This window comes from Streptomyces pathocidini, assembly GCF_001418495.1.
GTDB lineage: Bacteria > Actinomycetota > Actinomycetes > Streptomycetales > Streptomycetaceae > Streptomyces > Streptomyces pathocidini.
The window spans coordinates 1-2576 of sequence record NZ_LIQY01000603.1; the positions used below are offsets into that span (position 1 = coordinate 1).

At 72.8% G+C, this 2576-nt stretch carries 2 protein-coding genes and 1 pseudogene; 1 reads left to right on the plus strand and 2 read right to left on the minus strand.

The window, feature by feature from the left end; all coding sequences use genetic code 11:
- Positions 1 to 357 (minus strand): annotated as a pseudogene (locus tag AOK16_RS23400) (lipid-transfer protein); the annotation flags it as partial.
- Positions 358 to 597: 240 nt separating this feature from the next.
- Here AOK16_RS23400 and AOK16_RS23405 point away from each other — a divergent pair.
- Positions 598 to 2202 carry a FadD3 family acyl-CoA ligase gene (locus tag AOK16_RS23405; RefSeq protein WP_055474125.1) on the plus strand — a complete coding sequence of 535 codons (1605 nt, stop codon included), beginning with the start codon at positions 598 to 600 and terminating at the stop codon, positions 2200 to 2202.
- 153 nt (positions 2203 to 2355) lie between these two features.
- Here the strand turns inward: AOK16_RS23405 and AOK16_RS23410 are convergent.
- Positions 2356 to 2576: hypothetical protein (locus tag AOK16_RS23410; protein WP_420865399.1), on the minus strand; the 221-nt coding region annotated here is incomplete at its 5' end.

Genomic DNA, 2576 nt, shown 5'->3' on the forward strand with positions numbered 1-2576 from the left:
GTTCTTCCAGGGGCGGGGGCCGCTGCCGCGCTTGCGGGAGCGCCAGGCGACGCCGACGGTGGCCTGCCCGGTGGCAATGGCGGCGGCGAGGTGGGCGACGGTCGCGCAGGAACCGCCCCCGCCGTAGCCGACCTTGCTGAAGAAGGTCACGTCGCCCGCGCCGATTGCCTTGGCGACCTCGACCTCGTCGGTCTCCTCCATGGTGTAGGAGGCGAAGGCGTCCACCTCGTGCGGGGCTATGCCGGCGTCGTCGAGGGCGGCGAGGATCGCCTGGCAGGCCAGCGTCTTCTCGGATTCGGGGAGTTGTCTGGCGAACGGGGTCTGGCCGATGCCGGCGATCGCCGTCGCGTCCTTCAGGGGTGTCGCCCGCGTCGGGTGGGGCGTGCGCGTCGGGTTGGGCGCCTGCGTCGGGGGTGCCTGCGTCGGATGGGGTGTTCGTGCCGGGTGGGGTGCCGGCGTCGCGTGGGTCGGCTCCGTCGCGTGGGTCGGCTCCATCGCCACCTCCGTGCCCGGCCGTTGATGCTGACAGCGGGGAAGGCTACCGCTAATCTGACGGACAGTCAGCTACGGCGGCGGGGGTCGTACGGAGGGATCGCGATGCGGGCGGACGAGGAATTCGGCTCCATCCCAGGGCTGGTACGGGCCGCGGCGTGCCGCCACCGGGACCGCGAGGCCGTGGTCGAGGGGCGCGGCCGGATCACGTACGGGGAGCTGGGCGAGCGCGTCGAGCGGGCCGCCGCGGCGTGCGTCGCCGCGGGCGTCGAGCCGGGCGACCGGGTGGCGGTGTGGGCGCCGAACACCGCCGACTGGATCGTCTCCGCGCTGGGCGCGGTGACGGCGGGCGGGGTGCTCGTGCCGGTCAACACCCGCTTCAAGGGCGCCGAGGCGGCGTACGTCCTCGAACGCACCCGGGCCAGGCTGCTGTTCGTCACCGGCACCTTCCTCGGCACCTCGTACGTGGCCTCGCTGCGGCGCGCGGCCGCCGAGGGGCCGGGGAGCGGGCCGCTGCCGGGGCTGCCGCATCTGCGGGACGTGGTCGTGCTGTCGGAGGACGCGCCCGCGGCGTTCCGCACCTGGAAGGACTTCCTCGCGGGCGGCGACGCGGTGCCCGCGGCGGCGGTACGCGCGCGTGCGGAGGCCGTCGCGCCGTCGGACCCCTCCGACATCACCTTCACCTCGGGCACGACGGGGCACCCCAAAGGGGTGGTCATCACCCACGCCCAGACCCTTCGGGTCTATGAAGTCTGGAGCGAACTGGCGGGACTTCGGGCAGGGGACCGCTATCTGATCGTGAACCCCTTCTTCCACACCTTCGGCTACAAGGCCGGGATCATCGCCTGCCTGCTGCGCGGCGCGACGATGGTGCCGCAGCCGGTCTTCAACGTCGACACGGCGCTGGCCAACATCGCGGCCGAGCGCATCAGCGTGCTGCCGGGGCCGCCGACACTGCATCGGTCGATCCTGGACCATCCGGCCCGCGGGCAGCACGACCTGTCGGCGCTGCGGCTGGTGGTGACCGGGGCCGCGGTCGTACCGCTGGAGCTGGTGCGGCGGCTGCGCGGGGAGCTGAGGGTGGAGACGGTGCTGACCGCATACGGGTTGACGGAGGCGAGCGGCACGGTGACGATGTGCCGCCGCGGCGACCCGGCGGACGTCATCACGGGCACCTCGGGGCGGGCGATTCCGGACACGGAGGTCAAGGTCATCGGTCCGGGTGGTGAGAGGTTGGCGCCGGGCAGCCCCGGCGAGGTGCTGGTGCGCGGCTACCACGTCATGTCGGGCTACTTCGAGGAGCCCCGGGAGACGGAGAAGGCGGTCACGCCCGACGGCTGGCTCCGCACGGGGGACGTCGGGATCCTGGACGCCGACGGCAATCTGCGCATCACCGACCGCATCAAGGACATGTTCATCGTCGGTGGCTTCAACGCCTATCCGGCCGAGATAGAGCAACTCCTGGCCCGCCACCCGGGCGTGGCCGACGTGGCCGTCGTCGGCATTCCCGACCCCCGCCTCGGCGAGGTCGGCAAGGCCTACGCGGTCCGCCGCCCCGGCACGACCCTGACCGGGGACGACCTCATCGCCTGGGCACGCCGCGAAATGGCCAACTACAAGGTCCCGAGGGAGGTCGAGTTCCTTCCGGAACTTCCACGGAACGCAAGCGGAAAGGTCCTGAAGACGCGACTGCGGGCCTGGGGGGTCTAGGCGCGCTGGGGGCGCCCTGTGCGGTGCGGGTGCGCTGGGTGACTGCGGGTGGTGTGTGCGCATGTCGGCGGCCCTGGCGCCATCCCCTCCGGGCGCCAGGGCCGCCGGGTTCCCCCGGTTGGTGTGGCCGGTCGGTGCGGCTAGTCGGTGCGGCTAGTTGGTCGGCTCGGACGTGGCGTGCTCGTCCTGCGGGGTGGCGGTGCCGCCTGTGGCGTGTTCGTCCTGGGCGGTGGCCTCGCCACCCGTCGCGTGTTCGTCCTGGGTCGTGGCGGCGCCGGTGGCGTGCTCGTCCTCGGGCTTGACGACGACGGGCTGCTTCTTGGCGGTCTCGCTCATGCTCTTCCATTCCATCGGCCGTGCGGGTGGGGCTGGGT